Origin of the sequence: Donghicola mangrovi (genome assembly GCF_013377535.1) — a bacterium.
GTDB classification, from domain to species: domain Bacteria; phylum Pseudomonadota; class Alphaproteobacteria; order Rhodobacterales; family Rhodobacteraceae; genus Donghicola; species Donghicola mangrovi.
The window spans coordinates 98,654-115,901 of record NZ_JABCJE010000006.1 but is presented as its reverse complement, the minus strand read 5'-3'; the positions used below and the strand labels follow the sequence as shown (position 1 = coordinate 115,901).

Here is a 17,248-nt window from a genome sequence, read left to right as displayed (position 1 = left end):
ATGGCCGATCTGCTGACCCGCGCGGAATATCAGGCGCTTGCTGCCGCGATTGACATGCCCACGAACGCCTTTATCGACGGCACCTACCGCCCTGCGATCTCGGGCAAGACCTTTACCTCGACGAACCCAGCCACAGGTGTCGCCCTCTGTGACATCGCCGCCTGCGGGGCCGAAGATGTGGATTTCGCAGTGTCCAAGGCCCGCGAAGCGTTCGACGATGGCCGCTGGTCGAAACTCCACCCCGCCGAGCGCAAGGACGTGCTGATCCGTCTGGCCAAACTGATGACCCGCAACGCCCGTGAACTGGCCGTTCTGGAAAGCATCGACAGCGGCAAAACCATCTATGACTGCGAGACCGTAGACATCCCCGAGTCCATCCACGTGATCAAGTGGCACGCGGAACTGATCGACAAGATTTACGATCAGGTCGCCCCGGCCTCGGACAACCACATCGCGATGGTCGTACGCGAGCCCGTGGGCGTGGTCGGCTTGGTACTCCCGTGGAACTTCCCGCTGCTGATGCTGGCGTGGAAGATCGGGCCTGCCTTGGCCGCCGGTTGCTCTGTAGTGGTGAAACCCGCCGCCGAAACCACCCTGACCGCCCTGCGCATGGCCGAACTGGCCCATGAGGCGGGCGTGCCCCGCGGTGTGTTCAACGTGGTCACCGGCTCGGGCTCCGATGTTGGCGAACCTCTTGGTCGCCATATGGATTTGGACATGGTGTCCTTTACCGGCTCGACCGTGACGGGCCGCCGCTTCCTGCATTATTCGGCGGACAGCAACCTCAAGGAAGTGGTGCTGGAACTGGGGGGCAAGAACCCCTGCGTCGTTCTGGACGACGCCGAAGATCTGGATGCGGTCGCGGCCCACGTGGTCAACGGTGCCTTCTGGAACATGGGTGAGAACTGCTCGGCCGCGTCGCGCCTGATCGTGCAGTCGGGTGTCAAAGACGCCCTGCTGGAACGGATCAAAGCCCACGCCCGCGAATGGGTCGTCGGTGATCCCCTCGACCCGCAGGTCCGCGTCGGCGCGCTGGTGTCCCCTGCGCATTTCAAGAAGGTCTGTTCCTACCTCGAGGCCGCGCAGGCCGAGACGATCCACCTTGGCGGTAAAATCATCGGCGAAGGCTTCATCGAGCCCACCATCGCCGAAGTCAAAGCCCGCGATGCCAAACTGGCGGTCGAGGAAATCTTTGGCCCCATCCTGACTGTGATCGAGGTCGCCCATTTCGAAGAGGCTATCGCGGTGGCCAATGACACCGATTACGGGCTGGCCGCGTCGATCTTTACCGCCAATGGCAAACGGGCCCTGCGCGGGGCGCGGGCGCTGCGGGCGGGCACCGTGACGGTTAACAGCTTTGGCGAGGGGGACATCACCACGCCCTTTGGCGGGTACAAGCAGTCGGGCTTCGGGGGGCGGGACAACTCGATCCACGCCCATGACCAGTACACCCAGCTCAAGACGATCTGGCTGGACCTGACCGACACCTCCGACGCCTGCGCCGATTAACAGCGAGACACCCCGATGAGCCGACACGACGCCAAACGCCAGCCGCGCTTTACTGGCCCCGCAGGGTGGGCAGCGATCCTGCCCCCCGCCGCGCCGCGCGCCGTGTTTCAGGGCCAGACGGGGTGTGACGTTGCCATCATTGGGGCGGGCTATGCGGGCCTGTCCGCTGCGCGCAAACTGAAACAGATCGATCCAGCGCTGGACGTTGTGGTGCTGGATGCCGCTCAGGTGGGCGAGGGGGGCACGGGCCGCAACTCGGGTTTCATGATTGATCTGCCCCACGAACTGACCGCCTCTGGCTACGAAGGGGGTGGCGAGGCGCGCGATCGCCTGCTGACCCGTCTGAACCGTCAGGCCATCGACTATGCCGCCGAAGCTGTGGCCGAATTCGGTATGACCTCTGGCATGTTCCAGCGCATCGGCAAGGTGAACGGGGCGGCCTCTGACGTGGGTATGTCCGCCAATAGGGCCTATGCGGGCCATCTGGCCGCCTTGGGCGAAGACTATGAAATGCTGGATGCGCAGGCCATGCGCGATCTGACGGGCAGCGATTATTACCTCGGGGGCCTTTACACCCCCGGCACGGCGCTGATCCAACCGGCGGGCTATGCCCAAGGGCTGGCACGGGGCGTCGAGCGCAGCGGCGTGCGGATTTTCGAACGCTCTGGCGTGACGCGGATCGAAAGCGTCGCGGGCGGCTGGCAGCTGACCACCGATCGCGGCACCTTACAGGCGCAGCGGGTTATCATGGCGAACAACGGTCATCTGGAAAGCTTCGGCTTTGCCAAGGGGCGGCTCATGCACATCATGCTGAACGCCTGCATGACCGATGAATTGACCGACAGTCAGATGCGCGCCCTTGGCGGGGCGGAAAGCTGGGGTATCACCCCTGCCGACCCTATGGGCACAACCGTTCGCCGCATCGGCCCCGCCGAGGGCGGCAACCGCATCATCGTCCGTCAGGGCGGCTACTACCGCCCCGAGATGACCACCAGCCCCAGCGATCTGGCCCGCGTGTCCCGCATCATGCGCAAGAAGTTTGAGGACCGCTTCCCCTTGCTGAAATCGGTGAAGTTCGCCTTTGGCTGGTCGGGCCACCTGTGCCTGTCCAAGAACGGCGCTTCGGTGATGCGCGAACTAGAGCCGGGCCTGTTTGCGGCCTGCGTGCAGAACGGCCTTGGGACCGTGCGCGGCACCTTGTCGGGGATCGGCGCGGCGGAACTGGCTTGCGGCCAGACCAGCGACATCACCCGCTATTTCGCTGCCGAAGAGGAACCCGCCCGCCTGCCGCCGCATCCATTCGACACGATCGGCGCAAACGCCTATCTTCGGTTCAAAGAGTGGCAATCCCGCCGCGAGTGACCCTATGCCGCCTATCATCCGACGCCGCCATCTGCCCTCCTTGGGATCGTTCGCCACCTTCGAAGTGGCGGCCAAACACTTGAGCTTCACTCTGGCCGCCAAAGAGCTGAACGTCACCCAAGGCGCGGTCAGCCAGCAGATCCGCTTGCTGGAAACGGCGCTGGAAACCCAGCTGTTCCTCCGCAAACACAACGCGCTGGAATTGACGGACGCGGGCAAGGCGCTGCAGGAATCCGTCACCGCCGGTCTGGACCGGATCACCGCAGGCGTCGCCGCCATCACCGCCGAGGACGAGCCCCAGACCGTCACCATCTCGGCCACAGACGGCATGGCGCGGTTCTGGCTGGCCCCCTTGATCCGCAGCTTCCGCGCCGCCAATCCCGATGTCGGCTTTGTGGTGCTGGCCTCGGATTCCGATGACACCCTGCGGAACTATGCCCAAGTCGACGTGGCCATCATCTGCGGCAACGAACGCTGCGAGGTCGGAGAGGAACTGCACTTTCTGTTCCCCGAGGTCGCGCAGCCCGTTTGCAGTCCCGACTATCTGGCGCAGCACGGCCCCTTTGACAGCGCCAGCAGCCTGAACGGTGCGGACCTGCTGAACCTGCACGACAGCCACTGGAACGCGGACGCGATCGGCTGGCAGCCCTTGGGGTGGGCCGAGTGGTTCCGCGCCCAAGGCGCCGTCTGGGACAAGGCCCCTTTGGGCCTGAACACCAACAAGGTCGGCCTACTGATCGACGCCGCACTGGACGGCGAGGGGATCATGCTGGGGTGGCACCATATGATCGCCCGCTACATCGCTGATGGGTCCTTGGTCTATGCCCATCCGGCGACCATCACCGTGGGGCGCGGGAATTTCCTGAACTATCGCAAGGACTCCATGCGCCGTCCCGCTGTTGCTGGATTTGTCTCGCATTTGCTGGGGTCTTTGGGGGGCGAAGGGCAGTAAACGCGACTATTGCCGCAGTTTTTCTAATGCCCAACAGGACGAATTTCTGGTTTGCTGCGGGGCCGCGACGCCGGCGATACTGCTTCAATTCCGTAGAGCAAAACGCGCAATAAAAATCCCGCAGGCCCTACTGAACCGGGAAAACACAACGGTTTTCACACCAGACCACGCCGATCCGGCGAACCACACCGCATGTTCACCAACGGGGGCCGTTGGGGCAGGGCCCAACACAGGAGAAGATGATGCGGACCGCTATCATTTCCCACATGCCGGTCTGCCTATCGGAGCGGTCGCAATCCAGCTTGACCGCCTTTCGACACCTGCGCTTGGATAGGAGGGCAATGCCATAGACGGAGTACCAACGGCATGACAGGCACCGATCCCATCGTGCCCGCCGGCGCGGCCTTTTACCCCTTGCCCGAGGGCCAGCCGACCCGTGCCTATGCCTTTATTCTTGTGCCCGGTTTTACCCTGCTGGCGTTCAGTTCGGCGGTGGACCCCTTGCGAATTGCGAACCAACTGGCGCAGCAGCCGCTGTATAAATGGAAGCTGATGTCCGAAACCGGCGCGCCGGTCGCCAGCTCTTCGGGGATTGCGGTGTGCGTCGATGGCCAGATCGAGCAGATGGACCGTATGACCCGTGCCTTTGTCTGCGCGGGTAATCCGCCCAAGGCCGCCGCCGTGTCCAAAGTCGTCTCGACCATGTCGCGCCACGCCCGTTTCGGCGGAGCCGTGGGCGGCGTCTGCACCGGAGCCGTCGCCCTAGCCGAGGCGGGCCTTCTGACCGACCGCCGCTTCACCCTGCACTGGGAGAACCAGCCCGGTTTCATCGAGGATTACCCCCTTCTTAGCCCGTCACCCAACCTTTTCGAAATCTCGGGGCCGGTGATGACCTGCGGCGGCGGCGCAGCGGCCACCGACATGATGCTCTCCCTCATCGCCGAGGATCACGGCACCGAATTCGCTGCCATGGTGTCGGACATGTGTCTGCGCAAAGTCATGGTCGGGATCGAAACCGAGCAGCGCAGTTCCCTGTCGGTCCTGATCCGCTCGCGCAATCCCGGCCTGCTGCGCGTCGCCAACCTAATGAGCGAAAACATCGAAGACCCCCTTCTGCTCGACGACCTGTCCCGCGCCGCAGGGTTTTCGCGCCGCCACGTGGAGCGGATGTTCGTCTCGGTCCTCGGCGTCACCCCCAGCGACTATTACCGGGGCCTGCGATTGGACCGAGGGCGCAACCTGCTATCCACCACCAACATGGGCCTATTGGATATCGCACTGGCGTGTGGCTTCAGCTCTGTCGCGCATTTTTCCAAAAGCTTCAAAGCCCGCTTCGGCGTCGCCCCGACCAAGTTCAACCGCCGCGTAAGGGGCGAGCGAAGCAGGGGGTAGTATACTGACCTGAGGAGAGGCAGCTGATGCGTGTTATCACGGCGCCTGACTTATAGACAAAAATTCCCTTGACGCTGGCAGCACCGAGAGAATTTTTCTTCCCTTACTCGCTAAGGTAAACGGCTTCGCAAACTCTGGACCATGAAGCAGCCAGAATTTTTCACGTAAACTTCACCTTCTCCATCAGACGAGTTCACAACGTCCATCACGCGGTTAAATCGCTCGCTCAAACCCGCAGAGCTTGACGAACGACCGCAGCACGAAAATGCTGTGACCGATTTCACCAACACCCGCATTTAGTCCAACCTCCCGAAAACAAAGCCCTAGAGATGACTTCCCATGTCCTCACGGCCCTTCTTCGGGGCACACAAAGTCAGTTGTCCTTGGGGGCCACAAAGCAACTGCGCTCCTTGATCGGGCCAAATACGCAAGTTCGCCACTCTCCCAGAGGGCGCCCGATGACGACCGACGGGACTTTCGTGTCGATCAGTCATACGCAGGGCTATGTGGCGGCGGCTTGCTCCGCAGATGGAAAGATCGGAGTCGACTTGTCCGGCCCCGAAGATTTGCCCCATCTGACGCCTGCGGCCTCATTCTTTCTGTCATCAGAGGAAGAAGGGGTCTCCCTGAACTTGCCGGAGCACCAAAGGTTGGAGTACCTGCAAAAGCTCTGGGTGTTGAAGGAAGCCCTGCTAAAGGGGGTCGGCATCGGGCTTGGGCTAGACCCGCGTGGTTTGTCGTTCGATTGCAGGGGGAATGAATGGCGATGCCACGCTGCGCCGCGCTGGCGTTTCGATGTCCGCGAGATCGCTCCTGGCTTTGTGTGCGGCCTTGCGATCAAATCCCAATATGCCAGAGTCGAGTGGCACTCGTCCTGCTAACGTACCAGTTTAACGCGAACTAGTGCTGCTTCACGACATCTCTCAAACGCGTTGTACACGGACCGAATCCCTGCAGGCTCAACAGGAATCCGGAGGCCCGATTGTTTTCAAACCCGAAGCGGAAGCGGCCAGCACCGATACCCTTTGGCAATTGATCGCCGATCCCATGCTCTGCCCCAATGGTTGGCCTGCTTTCACTTAACCACTTCAAGCGAGCATCATTTTCGCCTTCGAGACAGTAGAAAACTGCCTGGGGGCAGACAGCAAACGCCATCGGCCTTACACTCAGAAATCCACGAAACCGAGACAAGAAACCGGCTTCGAGACTTCCTTGTCGATGCTGCAGCGCAGTTCGCTGTATTTCGCCATTCGGCTTGAGTTTAGATGCAACAACACCCATAAGTTTGCAATATTTCCGATGCCGTCACACCCGTTACTCTGCCTTTGAATGCCCTGCGCCACGGACGAACCGGATCCATGCAGCAGCACCTAAAAACAGCCTCCTACAGTTTATTTTATGGAAACAATGGCGTAGTCATTGGCCATGCCGCGCCACTCATGCGGTGACCATTACCCACTCACTTTTTATAAGTTTTTGCTATTTTGTTTTACGAGGTGCCTAGTAATGGACGGTTCGATCTTTTCCGAAATGGAGTCTGCAGTCGCATCCTATTGCCGCTGCTTTCCCGCCACCTTTGTACGGGCGCGCGGGGCTGAACTGTGGGATGACAAAGGCAAGCGATATCTTGATTTTCTGGCTGGCGCGGGGGCGCTGAACTACGGACACAACAATCCGGTGCTCAAGGCCGCTTTGATGGACTACATCGCGTCCGATGCCCCTTGCATGAGCCTTGATCTGCACACCGAGGCCAAGGCGGAGTTCCTTCGGACGTTCAGGGACGTGATCCTGACGCCGCGCCAGATGCAGTATCGCCTGCAGTTCACTGGCCCCACCGGCACGAATGCCGTTGAAGCCGCCATGAAACTGGCGCGCAAAATCACCGGGCGTCAAACCATCGCCAGCTTTACCAACGGCTTTCACGGCATGAGCCTCGGGGCGCTGGGGGCCACGGGGAACGGGTATCATCGCAGAGGGGCAGGGGTCGGATTTACCGGCACGGCGTTGCTGCCGTTCGATGGCTACATGGGTCCGGGCATTGATACGTTGGACTATTTCGAAGCCCTACTGACTGATCCGTCATCTGGGTTTGACCTGCCTGCCGCCATCATTCTGGAATGTTTGCAAGGCGAGGGCGGCCTGAATGCGGCCCGTCCCGCGTGGCTGCGCCGCCTGTCCGATCTGTGCAAAACCCACGGGATTATCATGATCGTGGACGACATTCAGGCGGGTTGCGGACGCACAGGGGATTTCTTTTCCTTTGAGGTTGCGGGCATTCGGCCCGACATTGTGACCCTGTCGAAATCCTTGTCAGGTTACGGCCTGCCCCTCTCCGTCGTGATGATCGCCGAGGGGCTGGATCACTGGCTGCCTGGTCAGCACAATGGCACCTTCCGAGGCAACAATACCGCCTTTGTGACCGGTCGCGTCACGCTGGACCATTACTGGCAAACCGAAGCTTTCTCTGGCCGGATCAAGGCGCTTGGCCACCGCGTTCGAAATCATCTGAGCCACATCGCGGGCGATTTCCCGATGGATATCATTGGCTTGCGGGGGCGCGGGATGATGCAGGGGCTTGTGTGCTCGGATCCGGATCATGCGGCGCTTGTGACCCGTCTGGCCTATGACGCCGGGCTGATCATCGAACGGGCTGGCCCACGGGACGAAGTTATCAAGGTCTTTGCCCCGCTCACCATTTCTGACGCGCAGCTGGACGAGGGGCTCGAAATCCTGCGTCACGCCTTTGAACGGGCGGACCAGCGGCGCAGCATTCGCGCCGCCTGAGGCGCGATCCAGTCCCCAAAATACAGGAACTTCCAGCTATGGATGGCCAGATTTTGCTGTCGCCCGAAACGGGCGCTCCCCCTCCGTTTGTCCTGAAGTCAGGCGGGGTCGACACCCCACGCTGGCACCACGGCGAGCGGCTGCATCACCTGTTCGAGGCGCGGGTCGATGCCGCTCCCGACAATGTCGCCGTGCGAACCGCCGAGGGTGACATCACCTTTGCCGACCTTGATGCGCGGGCGAACCGGCTGGCGCATTACCTTCTGGCGCAGGGGTTTGGACCGGGCGACGTGATCGCCCTGCTCTTTGACCGCTGCGCCGAAAGCTATATCGCCATGCTCGCGGTGCTCAAGATCAACGCGGCCTATGTGCCGCTGGACCCCGTCTTTCCGGCGGATCGCATCGCCTATATCGCGGGGGATGCGGGCGTCAGTGCGATCCTGACCCAGTCGGCATTCCGCTGTATGGCGCGCGCCGCAGACCTGCCTGTGATCGCCCTCGATACCGACGAACCCGAGATCGCGCAGATGCCCGCCCATCGCCCGCCCACGCTTCCTGAGGTCAGCGATTTGGCCTACGCGATCTATACCTCGGGCAGCACTGGCCGACCCAAAGGTGTCCCCATCGACCACGCAATGATCGTGAACTTCGTGCGCGTGGCCGCCGAAACCTATGGCTACACGCCCGAGGATCGCGTCTATCAGGGTCTCACGCTGGCCTTCGACTTCTCGGTCGAGGAAATCTGGGTTCCGCTGCTGGCGGGTGCGTCTTTGGTGCCGAACCAGTCCGGGGCCTCCTTGGTGGGCGAGGATTTGCACGCCTTCTTGGCCGAGCAACGCATCACCGCCATGTGCTGCGTGCCGACGCTTCTGGCTACGTTGGATGCGGGGTTGCCCGATTTGCGGCTGGTCATCGTCTCGGGCGAGGCGTGTCCCGCCGATATCGTTGCCCGCTGGCACAGCCCGACCCGCGCGATCCTGAACGCCTATGGCCCGACCGAGATCACCGTCACCGCCACCATCGCTTGGCCTCAACCGGACCAACCTGTCACCATTGGGCGTCCGCTGCCGACCTATAGCGTGGTGATCCTGGACGCCGAGACGGGTGAGCCCTTGCCCCAAGGCGCGGTCGGGGAAATCTGCATCGGCGGGATCGGCCTGTCGCGCGGCTATCTAGGCCGCGATGACCTGACCGCCAAGGCGTTTGTGCGCGACCGGATCGGGCTGCAGTACAATCCCTCGGGGCGGATTTACCGGACCGGCGATCTGGGGCGGATCGCCGATGACGGGCAGATCATCTATATGGGGCGCATCGACACGCAGGTGAAAATCCGCGGCTATCGCATTGAATTGGCCGAGATTGAATCGGTCATTATGCAGATCGAAGGGGTCCGACAGGCCGTTGTGAACACCCACACCCCCGAGGGGTCCGAGGCCCCCGAACTGGTCGCCTATTTCACTGGAACGGCCAGCGCGGCGGACATCGCCGCCACCCTGCGCCAGAGCCTGCCGCCCTTTATGGTGCCGGCATTTTACGAACCGCTGGACGCCATCCCCATGCTGCCCAGTGACAAGGCCGACCGCAAAGCCTTGCCCGCGCCGACCCACGGGCGGATCGGGGCAGTGGACGCGGAATATGCCGCCCCCGAAACACGCCTCGAAGCTGATCTGGCGAATATTCTGGCTGGGATCATTGGGCAGGAGAAGGTTTCAGTGACAGCGGATTTCTTTGCCGGACTGGGGGGAAATTCCCTGATCATGGCCCGCTTTGCCGCCGAAATCCGGTCAAAGCTGGGGTATGCAGGGTTTTCGCTAAAGGATCTGTATCGCAACCCGAACATCCGCGCCTTTGCGGGGCATCTGGGGACCGATGGGGCCTCTGCCGCGCCCTATCGCCGGACCACCAAGGCCCAGGCCCCCAACCTCTTGGCCTATTGGGGGACGGGCCTTTATCAAGTGCTGGCGAGTTTTGCCTATCTCTATGCGGGGACATGGACGACCCTTCATTCGATCAGCTGGACCTTCCGCGCGGAAACGATGCTGACGGCCTATGCCCATGCGGCGGTCGCGTCGATCGGGACATTCGCGTTCTTTTCGCTGGCGCCCGTGGTGATCAAGTGGGCCCTGATCGGCCGGTGGCAGCCAACCGAAATCAAGCTGTGGTCGCTGGACTATTGCCAGTTCTGGACGGTCAAGACTCTGACCCGCCTGTCGCCCTTGGCCATGGCACCGGGGACGCCGCTATATACCCTTTACCTGCGGCTCCTCGGGGCGAAAATCGCGTGGTCCGCGCTGGTGCAATGCGCGCCGCCTGTCGTCACCGATCTGTTCGAGGTCGGAGAGAACGCCGTGATCGGTCGCGGAGTCTTTGCCTCTGGCTACGTGGCCGAGGACGGGTACATCCGGACCGGTTTTGTGCGGATCGAGGCAGGTGCCTTTGTCGGGGATGGCAGCGTTCTGGGGATCAACACCCGCATCGGGGCAGGGACGGAACTTGGCCATGCCTCGGCGGTCTACGACGGTCAGGAATTGGCCGAGGGGATGCGCTATGTCGGCTCTCCGGCAGAGCCCTGCACGGAACGGTTCCAGACGCTGGCAAACGGCCCCGTGTCTGGCGCTCGACGCGTGATCCACGGGCTGCTCAGTCTGGGGATGGCAACGCTGGTGGTCGGGCCGGCCTCAATCGTCGCGATGCATTTCCTCTATGCCGCCGAGAGCCACGTTCCCTCTGCCGGAGCGCCCGCGAGCCTGCTGGCGGAATCCACATGGCACGCGCTGCCGGGCATTCTGATGGGCACCGCTGCGCTGTTTCTGGCGGGTGTGCTGCTGCTCTTGGCCAATACGGGTATCGTGCCACGACTGGCCTACCTGTTTCTGTCGCCGGACCGGACCTATCCCCTCTATGGCCGCGCCCATCTGGCGCTGGGGATTGTGCAACGTACGTCAAACTCTCAGTTCCTGAACGCACTTTTCGGGGACAGCAGCTATGTCGTGCCGTTCCTGCGGGCCGTCGGCTACCGGTTCAACGGGATGCTCAACACGGGCACAAACTTTGGCATGATGCAAAAGCACGACGTCCCCTATCTGTGCGAGTTCGGCCAAGGCACCATGGTCTCTGACAACCTGACCATGTCCAATGCCGAATTCAGCGCGGGCCGGTTCCGGTTGGGCAAGGTTGTCTTTGGCGCGAAGTCCTTTCTGGGGAATATGATCATTGCGCCCACAGGGATGGCGCTGGGGGATAATGTGCTGTTGGCGACCAAGGTCCACGTGCCCCTGAACGGCCCCCGTCAGCAGAATACGGGGCTTTTGGGATCGCCCTCCTTTGCCATTCCCCGCGATCACGGGCGCAAGGGGGACTTTGCCCGATATGACGACCCGACCGTCAGGACGGACCGGATCAGGCAGAAGAACCGCTATAACTTGGCCAGCATGGCGCTGTTTCTGCTGCATCACTGGGGCCGGATCGCGATGATGGCCACGCTGGCGCATTTCATGACCGTTGAACTGGGCCTTTGGTCGGCATCGGGCCTGACCCTGATGTCGATGGCGATGATCCTTGCCGCCCTCCTCTGGGGTGTGCTGATCGAGAAGCTTGTACTGGGGTTCAAACGCATGACCCCCCAGTATTGCTCGGTCTATGACCGCTATTTCTGGAGCCACGAGCGGTACTGGAAACTCAGCGCCTCGACCGAGTTGCAGATGCTGAATGGCACCCCGTTCAAAGCGCTGTTCTGGCGGATGCACGGGGTGCGGTTCGGGCGCTATGTCTTTGATAACGGGTTGATGATCATCGAAAAGACCATGTGCAGGGTGGGGGATCTGGCGACCTTTAACCAAGGGGTCCTGCTGCAGGGACATTCGCTCGAGGATGGGGCGTTCCAGTCCGGCCCCATCGAGATAGGTGATCGCGCCGTGCTGGGGGTGAACAGCTTTGTCCATTACGGCGCGCGGGTCGGGCAGGACGCCAAGATCGAAGCGGACAGCTTTGTGATGAAGGCAGAGCAGACGCCGGACGGTGCCCTGTGGTTCGGGAATCCGGCGCAGGAGGCCAAGGCGTCCCTATCCGAGCGCCCTAGGATCGCTGCGAATAGTGCTCTGGAAATGCCGATCCCGCAGCAAAAGATGGCCATTTAGAGTAGCGGCGTTCAGGGGCGGGTTTCCCCTGAACGCCAAATGTCTCAGCCCATTTCGACGGTTTTACCGGTGGTCGCGCTCTCTCTGGCGGCGTCCAGAACGGCCAGAGTATAGGCGCCTTGTTCGGCCGTTACTGGGGGCGGGGTGCCCTCGGCGATCGAGCGGGCGAAGGCTTCGTAATAGTCGTGGTAGCGGCCCTGTTCAGAAGGAACCGCGTGATCGCCCGAGGCCACATGAAGCGTGCCCCAATGGCTTTGGGGTTCGTATCCCCAGCCTGCCAGATCGTTCAGGGGTCGCTTGCCTGCAAAGATCAACTGGGCCTGCACATCGGTACTTTGGCCGACATAGCTGCCCTTGGTCCCATAGGCCCGCAATTCGCGGCAGTGCAGGTGGTTCAGCTTGCTGGCACTGATGTGGGAGCGCGCGCCGCTCGTATGGCACAAGGTGATCGTGAAACCCGCGTCGGTTTTGCCTTCGGGCAGGTCCACGTAGTCCATGTGGGCCTCGACCGTGCGAACGGCCCCTTGGAGCCAGATCATCTGGTCCACCAGATGGCTGCCAAGATCGCGCAGAAGGCCGCCGGTTGGTCCGGCCTCAAGCGTGGCCGGGTCGTCGAAATCCATCCGGCTGTGGACCCGCCAGATCTGACCAAGGGCATCTTCGCGGATCAGTTTCGCAAGCGTCTGCATGTCCGCATCGAACCGGCGGTTCTGGTAAACGGCCAATGTAACTCCCGCCTGATCCGCGGCCTCGCCTAAAGCGCGGGCCTCTGCAGCCGAGGGGGCAAAGGGTTTGTCCGCAATCACATGCACGCCAGCCGCAATCGCCTCCAGCACCAACTCGCGGCGGGTTTGCGGCGGGGTGGTGATGGTGACGGCGTCGCACACGCCAGCCTCGATCATCGCGGTCAGGCTGGGAAAGATGGGCGTGTCAGGCCAATCCTCGCGCACGGCTTCAATGGTGGCGGGGGCGCGGGCAACGATGCCCGCCAGTTCGCACCCTTTGGCCGCCGCGATAAAGGGCGTGTGGAAATGCCGCCCCCCCGTGCCGTAGCCTACGCATCCAATCCGTAAGGTCATCAAAATTCCTCCTTGAAATCAGGGCCTAATGCGGCCCGATCAAATTGCCTGCGGTTTGTAATCCGATGGCGCGCGAGGCATCACGGCCTGCAAGAGGGCCACAGATTTCTCGAGCCCCTCAAGGCTGCCAAGCAGCACATCCTCGTGCTCGATCGAGAGCCAGCCATCATAACCGCCCATTTTCAGACGATAGCAGAACTGGCGCCACCATTCCTCTCCGTGGCCGAAACCAAGGGTGATGTAGGACCAGCTGCGCGCAGGAATATCCATCAGCCCGCCGTTTTCCAGAAGGCCGGTCATGGCCTGAACGCGGGTGTTCAGCAGGGTGTCCTTGGCGTGAACGTGGTAAATGGCAGCGCCCAATTCCTCTGCCACGACCAAAGGATCGGCCCCCATCCAGTGCAGGTGCGACGGATCAAGGTTCGCGCCGATCAGATCGCCAATCTCGGCCCGCAGTTTCAGCAGGGACGGGGCGTTGTAGACGCATTGGTTCCCGTGCAGTTCCAGCGCGATTTTGGTGACGCCAGCGGATTGGGACAGGGCCTTCATCTCAGTCCAGAAGGGGTAGAGCCGCTCCTCCCACTGGTAGCGCAGGATGGTCTGGGTTTCAGGGGGCCAAGAGGCCACGACCCAGTTCGGCATCTGGTCACCGGCTTGGCCTTCGGGCAGACCGGACATGGTGCAAACGGTGTCCAGCCCCAACTCGCCCGCCAGTCGGATGGTCTTGCGCAGGCAGTCCGCTTGGGTGGGATCGGTGGGGTGCAAGGGGTTGCCGTTGGCGTTCAGGCTGATGATCTGCAGGCCCCGCGCGTCGAATTCCTGCTGGAACGCGCGGCGTTGGTCGGCGCTGGCCAGCAGCGCGTCCACATCCAGATGGGGGGCGGTGGACCAGCCGCCGGTGTTCACCTCGACCCCCGAAACGCCAAGGCGCAGTGCATGGTCCAGCATTTCAGTCAGCGGCATCGCGCCAAGGCTGTCGGATACAAAGCCCAGTTTCATGCGTAGAACTCCGGTTTGTCGATCATGGTGACAGAGGTTTTCTGGCCGCTCTTCAGGGCGCGCACGCCCGCCTCGGCCACGACAGCGGCGGCGTATCCGTCCCAACATGAGGACCCATCCGCAGGGAAGTCCCCCGTCTGAACCCAGCGCAAGAAGGCGCGGTTTTGCTGACGGTAGGCATCGTAGTAACGGCCGCGCCAATCGGCCTCGTAGCCGACGGCGCTGGCCATGTTGCGATCCAGCCGAGTGTAGGCGACGTGGTTCATGGCGATGCTCGCAGCTTCGCCCACCAGTTCGGCCCGCACGTCATAGCCATAGGCGGCGTTGTTGTTCACCTCGATGTTCACCAGCTGCCCGTCTGCGGTTTCGAGCACCATCATGACCGGGGCCACAAGGGCATCGGACCGGCGCGGCTGAAAGGCGGAAATCGCGGTGTATTCGGTCCGAAGCACATGGCGGACCACGTCAAATTCATGGGGGGCGGAGTTGGTGATCGCCATCGCGCCGGTGAAATCGGCGGCGGGGGTTTCCACGTTTCGGTGGAAGTTGTGCATCATCAGCGGACGACCAAGGGTGCCATCGGCCAAGGCGCGCTTCATCTGCCCATAGGCGCTGTCATAGCGGCGCATGAACCCCAGTTGGACGTGGCGCTGGCCTGCGGCCATCTCGGCCTTCATCACCTGAATGCACTCGGCCGAGGATTGGGACAGAGGCTTTTCGCACAGCACCCGCTTGCCCGCGGTGATGCAGGCGATCGACAGGGGGGCGTGGGTGAAATCGGGGCTGGCCACAATCACCGCGTCCACATCGGCGCGGGCCACAGTGGCGGCAGGGTCGGTGGCGACATCGGCGGCGCCATGGGCGTCGGCCACGCGGCGGGCGCGGTTCTGATCCATGTCGCAGACCACTTGCAAGGTCGCGCCGGGCATTTCTTGGGCAACAATTTTGGCGTGATCGGCGCCCATCAGGCCTGCTCCGATCACTGCAATCCGGACGGTCATTCCAGTTCTCCGCAGAAAGGGTGGGGTAGTGGGCCCTGACGGATCAGGGCCCACCGGGATGTGCCGGACCAGGAAGATGGGGGTCCGGCTTCTGGGGAGGGTTAATGCTGTGGCGGCGGCGGGTGTCCGGCGTGGCTGGCCATATAAGCCTCGACGTCGGCCCCAAGATTGGCGAGCGCCTCTCCGCCCGCCATCAGGTCGGTGATCTCCTCGCGGGATTTCTCGCCCCGAGCGAACTCGGCGGCCAAGGCCCCGCGGATCAGAACCGCAAAGTGGTCACCGACCGCCATCGCATGTGTCACCTGATGGGTGATGAAGATCACAGCGATGCCGCGCTTGCGGGCCTCCATCACCACGCGCAGAACGTGACTGGCCTGCTTGACCCCCAGCGCCGCAGTGGGTTCATCGAGGATCAGCACCCGCGCGCCGAAATGCAGGGCCCGTGCGATGGCCAGTGACTGACGCTCGCCGCCCGACAGGCCGCCGATCAGGCGGTCGCCGTCGGTGATACGGGTGATCCCGAATTCCTGCACGGCGCGCACAGCAACGGCGTTGGCCTTGTCGCGGTCAAAGACCTTGAACGGGCCGATGCCTTTGGTCGGCTCCATCCCGACAAAGAAGCTGCGGCCCACGCTCATCAGCGGAAAGGTCCCGCCGAACTGGTGCACGGTGGCGATGCCGCGGTCGGCTGCGTCGCGGGGACGCTCGAACGTGACGGGTTCGCCATCCATCAGCATCTGCCCCGAGGTCGGCTTATGCACACCGGCCAAGGTCTTGATCAGGGTCGATTTCCCGGCGCCGTTGTCCCCCAGAAGGCACAGCACCTCGCCAGCGCGGACCTTTAGGGAAATGTCGTGCAATACGTCGATCGGACCAAAGGATTTGTTAACGTTCCGTAGTTCCAGAACTGCTTTGCTCATGACCGGACCTACTTTTTCTTGCTAGACCAGTTGGTTGCCATGATGCGGAAGCTGTCATTCATCAGAACCGCGATCAGCAGCATGACCCCGATGATCAGGGACGACAGGTTGCGGTCAAAAGGGGTGTAGCCGATGCCCTGCTGGACAATCGCCAGCGTCGCAGTGCCAAAGAACACGCCCGCCACGGTGCCAAAGCCGCCGGTCAGCAGCACGCCGCCCACAACCACCGCGATGATGGTGTTGAAGATCAGCGCAAAGTTGGTGGTGGTGGTCGCCGAGTTCGACAGAACGGTTTCACACACGCCCGACAGAGCCGCCGCCATCGAAGCCAGCATGAACAGGCCGATTTTCAGACGGTCGATGGGGATACCTGCGTTGCGGGCGCTTTCTTTGTCGCCCCCCAGCGCGAAGATCCAGTTCCCCCAAGGGGACAGGTGCAGCACATAGTAGAGCACCGCGCTCAGACCCAGCCACCAGAACACCGAGGACTGGAAACCCCAGAAATGGTAGCTGCCGAACAGCGCCTTGGCCCAATCGGGCGAGGTCAGCGCCTGGCTGGTGGTGTCCGTCAGCATCAGCGACAGGAACAGAGTCAGGCCGCTGACAGAAAACAGCGTGGCCAGCGTGACGATCAGCGAAGGCACCTTGGTGCGGACAACGATGGTGCCGTTGATCCAGCCGATCATGCCTGCGATGGCAAAGGTGGCCAGAAGGCCAACGAAAATGGACTGTCCGTAAAATCCGCAAACAATGGCCATGGTCATCTTGGCCGCGGGAACAACCGCGCCGATAGAGATGTCCAGCTCGCCTGCGATCATCAGGAACCCGATCGGAATGGCGATAATGCCAATGGTCGAAGCGGCGTTCACCCAGCTGGATGTGCCGAAAGGCGTCAGAAAATTACGGTCTGCCCCGAAATAGGAAAAGAAAGCAAAGACCAGAACCATTCCCATAAATGCACCCACTTCGGGGCGACGGAACAGACCAGTCAGGGCGCCGCTGATACCGGACGATGCGGGGTTGATGTCAGAACTCATGGTTAACCTCTTGTTGGCCCGCGTCAGAGGCAGGCACGTCCTGTCCGGACAATGAGCCCGGCCGGAGGGTCCGACCG

At 62.1% G+C, this 17,248-nt stretch carries 12 protein-coding genes; 7 read left to right on the top strand and 5 right to left on the bottom strand.

The genetic code is table 11. The features are described 5' to 3' along the window. From HJ536_RS13585 to HJ536_RS13555, 7 genes are all read left to right on the top strand, one after another. A complete protein-coding gene (locus HJ536_RS13585) occupies window positions 1-1,509 on the top strand; it encodes an aldehyde dehydrogenase (protein ID WP_177158133.1) in 1,509 nt (502 codons plus the stop codon). Between the two features lie 15 nt (window positions 1,510-1,524). Next, a complete protein-coding gene (locus tag HJ536_RS13580; protein WP_177158132.1) occupies window positions 1,525-2,871 on the top strand; it encodes an NAD(P)/FAD-dependent oxidoreductase in 1,347 nt (448 codons plus the stop codon). Window positions 2,872-2,875: 4 nt separating this feature from the next. Beyond that, the gene (locus tag HJ536_RS13575) at window positions 2,876-3,823 is read left to right on the top strand and encodes a LysR substrate-binding domain-containing protein (protein ID WP_177158131.1); all 948 of its coding nucleotides are present in this window, start codon (window positions 2,876-2,878) and stop codon (window positions 3,821-3,823) included. Between the two features lie 366 nt (window positions 3,824-4,189). Beyond that, the gene (locus HJ536_RS13570) at window positions 4,190-5,215 is read left to right on the top strand and encodes a GlxA family transcriptional regulator (RefSeq protein ID WP_177158130.1); all 1,026 of its coding nucleotides are present in this window, start codon (window positions 4,190-4,192) and stop codon (window positions 5,213-5,215) included. Window positions 5,216-5,673: 458 nt separating this feature from the next. After that, window positions 5,674-6,096, top strand: coding sequence for a 4'-phosphopantetheinyl transferase family protein (locus HJ536_RS13565; protein ID WP_228028721.1), 423 nt, complete (start codon window positions 5,674-5,676; stop codon window positions 6,094-6,096). 625 nt (window positions 6,097-6,721) lie between these two features. Beyond that, window positions 6,722-7,999 carry a diaminobutyrate--2-oxoglutarate transaminase gene (gene ectB / locus HJ536_RS13560; protein WP_177158128.1) on the top strand — a complete coding sequence of 426 codons (1,278 nt, stop codon included), beginning with the start codon at window positions 6,722-6,724 and terminating at the stop codon, window positions 7,997-7,999. Between the two features lie 38 nt (window positions 8,000-8,037). Further along, on the top strand, window positions 8,038-12,135 hold the full coding sequence (locus tag HJ536_RS13555; protein WP_177158127.1) for a Pls/PosA family non-ribosomal peptide synthetase: 4,098 nt from the start codon (window positions 8,038-8,040) through the stop codon (window positions 12,133-12,135). Window positions 12,136-12,179: 44 nt separating this feature from the next. Here HJ536_RS13555 and HJ536_RS13550 read toward each other — a convergent pair whose 3' ends face one another. From HJ536_RS13550 to HJ536_RS13530, 5 genes are all read right to left on the bottom strand, one after another. After that, window positions 12,180-13,214: a Gfo/Idh/MocA family protein gene (locus HJ536_RS13550; protein ID WP_177158126.1), complete on the bottom strand. Its 1,035-nt coding sequence runs from the start codon at window positions 13,212-13,214 to the stop codon at window positions 12,180-12,182. Between the two features lie 39 nt (window positions 13,215-13,253). Next, the gene (locus HJ536_RS13545) at window positions 13,254-14,213 is read right to left on the bottom strand and encodes a sugar phosphate isomerase/epimerase family protein (RefSeq protein WP_177158125.1); all 960 of its coding nucleotides are present in this window, start codon (window positions 14,211-14,213) and stop codon (window positions 13,254-13,256) included. Continuing rightward, a complete protein-coding gene (locus HJ536_RS13540) occupies window positions 14,210-15,214 on the bottom strand; it encodes a Gfo/Idh/MocA family protein (RefSeq protein ID WP_177158124.1) in 1,005 nt (334 codons plus the stop codon). The genes HJ536_RS13545 and HJ536_RS13540 overlap by 4 nt, the downstream gene beginning before the upstream one ends. Window positions 15,215-15,315: 101 nt before the next feature. Next, entirely contained in the window at window positions 15,316-16,134 is an 819-nt protein-coding gene (locus tag HJ536_RS13535; protein ID WP_177158123.1) for an ATP-binding cassette domain-containing protein, read from the bottom strand. A gap of 8 nt (window positions 16,135-16,142) precedes the next feature. Continuing rightward, complete coding sequence (locus HJ536_RS13530; RefSeq protein ID WP_177158122.1) at window positions 16,143-17,171, bottom strand: ABC transporter permease; 1,029 nt, start codon at window positions 17,169-17,171, stop codon at window positions 16,143-16,145. Between the last annotated feature and the right edge of the window lie 77 nt (window positions 17,172-17,248).